Origin of the sequence: Pseudomonas sp. BF-B-26, from assembly GCF_019956495.1 — a bacterium.
Classification (GTDB): Bacteria; Pseudomonadota; Gammaproteobacteria; order Pseudomonadales; family Pseudomonadaceae; genus Aquipseudomonas.
This window is the reverse complement of record NZ_JAHBDP010000032.1, coordinates 1-4,851: the sequence shown is the minus strand read 5'-3', so window position 1 is coordinate 4,851 and position 4,851 is coordinate 1. Positions and strand designations below refer to the sequence as shown.

Genomic DNA, 4,851 nt, shown 5'->3' with positions numbered 1-4,851 from the left:
CATGTTGAATGTCAGTCCGCTTTCGCGAGCAAGCCCGCTCCCACAGGTTCTATGATCGGCTCCAAAAATGTGTACACAGAAATGTCACCATAGGTGCCATTTCTGTGTGCACTTTTCATTTCAGCGCCCCAAAAAGTTACACACCCCAGCCCCGACTTCCTCAGTCGACCTTTCGCACAAATCCCGCTGAAAAATAAATACCTGTTCAAACAGTCAATTTATATCGTCTTAATTTCAGTTACTTATCGCGAATAGATAACAAAACGAAATTAAAGATAGATTTCATAGATCGCTGACTGGCATGGATCTGGCTTAAGTGCATACATGTTTTGTATACAATCATATCAAAACATACACACACTTTAGATCCGCAAGCCTGAAGCGCCCTATCCCGTACAGGCTGCAGATGCCCCGTAACCAATGATGCTGACTGCCCGCGACGAAGATTTGTCGAGCCAACGCTCATGCACAGTCATCGCGACGCCAAGCTCGGAGCCTGCCGGAATGCGTACTAGCCTCTCCACTAACAACATCGCGCTGGATCTGCCCTCCTCCCCCACTTCAACCCCTCACGACCAAACGTTTCAAGAACCCGTCGTACTCAGCCCTCGCCTGCACAACAAGGACCTGGCGCCGACCAAGGCCGAAGGTCGACGTTGGGGCCGCTACAGCATCTTCGCCCTGTGGACAAACGACGTTCACAACATCGCCAATTACTCATTCGCCATCGGGCTGTACGCCCTCGGCCTGGGCGGCTGGCAAATCCTGCTGTCCCTGGGGATCGGCGCGGCGTTGGTGTATTGCTTCATGAACCTCTCCGGCTACATGGGACAAAAGACCGGTGTACCGTTTCCTGTCATCAGCCGGATCAGTTTCGGCATTCACGGGGCGCAGATTCCTGCATTGATCCGTGCCGTTATCGCCATTGCCTGGTTCGGGATTCAGACGTACCTGGCCTCGGTGGTCTTTCGGGTACTGCTGACCGCGGTTCATCCAGGCTTCGCCGACTACGACCACAACTCGATCCTCGGTTTATCGAGCCTGGGCTGGGTGTGTTTCGTGGCGATCTGGTTCGTGCAACTGGCGATCCTCGCCTATGGCATGGAGATGGTGCGGCGTTACGAGGCGTTCGCCGGGCCGGTGATTCTGCTGACTGTCGCCGCCCTCGCCGCGTGGATGTACTTTCAGGCCAACGCGACCATCGCCTGGTCGATCCGCGAACCACTGACCGGTGGCGAGATGTGGCGCAACATCTTTGCCGGTGGCGCGTTGTGGCTGTCGATCTACGGCACGCTGATCCTCAATTTCTGCGATTTCGCCCGTTCTTCGCCGTGCCGCAAGACCATCAAGGTCGGCAATTTCTGGGGCCTGCCGGTGAATATTCTGGTGTTCGCCAGCATCACCGTCCTGCTCTGCGGCGCGCAATTTCAGATCAATGGACGGATCATCGAAAGCCCGACCGAGATCATCGCCTCGATTCCCAACACCTTCTTCCTGGTGCTCGGCTGCCTGGCGTTCCTGATCGTCACCGTGGCGGTGAACATCATGGCCAACTTCGTCGCCCCGGCCTTCGTGCTGAGCAACCTGGCGCCCAAATACCTGACATTCCGCCGCGCCGGGCTGATCAGCGCGACCATCGCGGTGCTGATCCTGCCGTGGAACCTCTACAACAGCCCGCTGGTGATCGTGTATTTCCTGTCCGGCCTCGGCGCCCTGCTCGGCCCGTTGTACGGCGTGATCATGGTCGACTACTGGCTTGTACGAAAAGGTCAGGTCAACGTGCCGCAGTTGTACAGCGAAGACCCCAACGGCGCTTATTACTACAGCCACGGAGTCAATTTACGCGCCGTCGCGGCGTTCATTCCTGCCGCGCTGATCGCCATTGTCCTGGCGCTGGTACCGGGCTTCGACAGCGTATCGCCCTTCTCCTGGCTGATTGGTGCCGGGATTGCCGGGATGCTCTACCTGATCATCGCCAAACGGCAGCCCCATTACGCAGACGTCAGCGGTGAAGCCATCGCCGTCGATAACGTCAGCCATTAACCCCTAGGCGGCCCGGCACCGTCGGGCCGCAGAACCACCCGTTATAAGGACTTTCCATGCGAATTCTCGTGGTCAACGTCAACACCACCGAATCCATCACCCAGGCCATCGCGCGTTCGGCTCAGTCCGTGGCCGCGCCGGGCACGGAAATCATCGGCCTGACGCCCTACTTCGGTGCTGACTCCATCGAAGGCAATTTCGAAAGTTATCTGGCCGCCATCGCGGTGATGGATCGGGTGATGGCTTACGACCAACCCTTCGACGCCGTGATCCAGGCCGGTTACGGCGAACACGGCCGCGAGGGTTTGCAGGAGTTGCTCAACGTGCCGGTGGTGGACATCACCGATGCGGCGGCCAGCACCGCCATGTTTCTCGGCCATGCCTACTCGGTGGTCACCACGCTGGACCGCACCGTGCCGCTGATCGAGGATCGCCTCAAACTGTCCGGACTCTGGGACCATTGCGCATCGGTGCGGGCCAGCGGTTTGGCGGTGCTGGAACTGGAATCCGATCCTCAGCGTGCGCTGGAGGCCATTATTCGTCAGGCGGAATTGGCCGTGCTTGAAGACAAGGCCGAGGTGATTTGCCTGGGCTGCGGCGGCATGGCCGGGCTGGATGAACAGATTCGTCAGCGCACTGGCGTGCCGGTGGTGGATGGTGTGACGGCGGCGGTAACGATTGCCGAGTCGCTGGTGCGATTGGGATTATCGACGTCCAAAGTGCGGACTTATGCGACACCGCGGCCGAAGAAAATTATTGGCTGGCCGGCGCGGTTTGGGCACTGAATTCGCGGCGTTAAACCGAGTCGCCCCATTCGCGAGCAAGCCCACTCCCACATTTGACCTGCGGCGTTCACAAATCCCCTGTGGGAGCGGGCTTGCTCGCGAAGGCCGCAACTTGGTCTCAAGCCTGGCTCAAACCGCACTAAACCGCTGCCCCAACCCCTGCTCCGCAAACTGCTCAATGATGAAATCCACAAACGCCCGGGTCTTGCCCGGCAGCAGTTTGTGTTCAGCGTAATAAATGGAAATGTTGCCGTCGTCGACAAACCAGTCCGGCAGCACCCGCTGCAAGGTCCCGGCCTCCAGGTAGCCCACGGCAAACGGCATGCTCACCAGCGCAATGCCCAACCCTTGGACGGCCGTGGCGCAGGCCGCCTCCGAATCGCTCATGGTCATCCGCGCCTTGAGCGTCAGCGGGCTGTGTTGCTGGGTATGACTGGTCAATTGCCAGGAACGCACACGACCTGTCTGCGGTGATCGAATCAGGATGCCATCGTGATGTTTGAGATCATCGGGCTCGGTAATCACCTCACGCCCTGCAAGATAGTCGGCTGACGCGACCAACACCCGATGGGCCGGTGTCAGCTTGCGCGCCACCACCCCCTGCGGCAGCTCGAATCCGCCACCAATCGCCGCATCGAAACCCTGAGCGATCAGATCGACCTGACGGTTATCGAAATGCCAGTCCGGGTTGATCGCCGGAAAACGCCGCAGAAACTCCCCAAGCAACGGAACGACATACAACCGCCCAAACACCGTGCCCATGCTGACCTTCAACGTCCCCGCGGGTAGCCCCTCGGCGCTGGCCAGATTGGCCACGGCATTCTGGATCGTGTGAAGACTGGAACTCACTTCGCCGAGAAACCGATGACCCGCTTCGGTGAGCGTCAGGCTGCGAGTGCTGCGCTGAAACAGCCGCACACCCAGTCGCGCCTCAAGCTTGGCGACGCTCTTGCCCACCGCCGCCGGGGTCAGACTCAGGCGGCGCGCGGCTTCGGCGAAGCTGCCGACCTCGGCACTGCGCACGAAGCATTCGATACTGCTGAAGGTTTCCATAAGCGCCACTATAAACTTTTGGTTTACACAGACTATCGTAATTACTGTCTACACAGCCGGTAATCCTGAATCGATACTAGGCTCCATCAACCCAGGCATCTCGCCTCGGGACTTTGGAGATCGATATGACTACTCAGAACCTCAGCGGCAAAGTGGCTTTGATTCAGGGCGGATCCCGCGGTATCGGCGCCGCCATCGTCAAACGCCTGGCCGCTGAAGGCGCGACAGTCGCCTTCACCTACGTCAGCTCCACGGCCAAAGCCGAAGAATTGCAAAACAGCATCACCGGCAACGGCGGCAAAGCCCTCGCCATCAAGGCTGACAGCGCCGACGCCGAGGCCATTCGCAACGCCGTGACCGCCACCGTAAAAGCCTTTGGTCGCCTGGACATTCTGGTCAACAACGCAGGCGTTCTGGCCATCGCACCGCTGGAGGATTTTAAACTCGAAGACTTCGACCAGACTCTGGCCATCAACGTACGCAGCGTGTTCATCGCCACCCAGGAAGCGGCCAAACACATGACCGAAGGCGGTCGCATAATCAACATCGGCAGCACCAACGCCGACCGCATGCCCTTCGCCGGTGGTGGCCCGTACGCCATGAGCAAGTCCGCGCTGGTCGGTCTGACCAAAGGCCTGGCGCGCGACCTCGGCCCGCGCGGCATCACCATCAACAACGTGCAACCGGGCCCGGTCGACACTGACATGAACCCGGCCAGTGGTGACTTCGCCGAAAGCCTGATCCCGTTGATGGCGGTGGGTCGTTACGGCAAAGCGGAAGAAATCGCCAGCTTCGTCGCCTACCTCGTCGGTCCCGAAGCCGGCTACATCACCGGTGCCAGCCTGACCATCGACGGTGGTTTCGGCGCCTGATGACTTAAACGCAATCTAAAAAATGTGGGAGCGGCGGTGCGACGATTCGACTTGCTCGCGAAGGCGTTGTGTCAGCCGACATTAATGTTGGCTGATAC

4 protein-coding genes are annotated in these 4,851 nt (G+C 59.2%); 3 read left to right on the top strand and 1 reads right to left on the bottom strand.

The annotated features are described in order from the left end of the window. Window positions 1–504: 504 nt before the first annotated feature. The gene (locus tag KGB03_RS02415) at window positions 505–2,043 is read left to right on the top strand and encodes an NCS1 family nucleobase:cation symporter-1 (protein ID WP_223526224.1); all 1,539 of its coding nucleotides are present in this window, start codon (window positions 505–507) and stop codon (window positions 2,041–2,043) included. 56 nt (window positions 2,044–2,099) lie between these two features. After that, complete coding sequence (locus KGB03_RS02410) at window positions 2,100–2,828, top strand: aspartate/glutamate racemase family protein (protein ID WP_223526223.1); 729 nt, start codon at window positions 2,100–2,102, stop codon at window positions 2,826–2,828. Window positions 2,829–2,957: 129 nt separating this feature from the next. Here KGB03_RS02410 and KGB03_RS02405 read toward each other — a convergent pair whose 3' ends face one another. Beyond that, entirely contained in the window at window positions 2,958–3,881 is a 924-nt protein-coding gene (locus KGB03_RS02405) for a LysR family transcriptional regulator (protein ID WP_223526222.1), read from the bottom strand. Between the two features lie 125 nt (window positions 3,882–4,006). On the opposite strand from KGB03_RS02405, the gene KGB03_RS02400 reads away from it, so the two are divergent. Continuing rightward, window positions 4,007–4,753 carry a 3-oxoacyl-ACP reductase family protein gene (locus KGB03_RS02400; RefSeq protein ID WP_192407033.1) on the top strand — a complete coding sequence of 249 codons (747 nt, stop codon included), beginning with the start codon at window positions 4,007–4,009 and terminating at the stop codon, window positions 4,751–4,753. The last annotated feature ends 98 nt before the right edge of the window (window positions 4,754–4,851 follow it).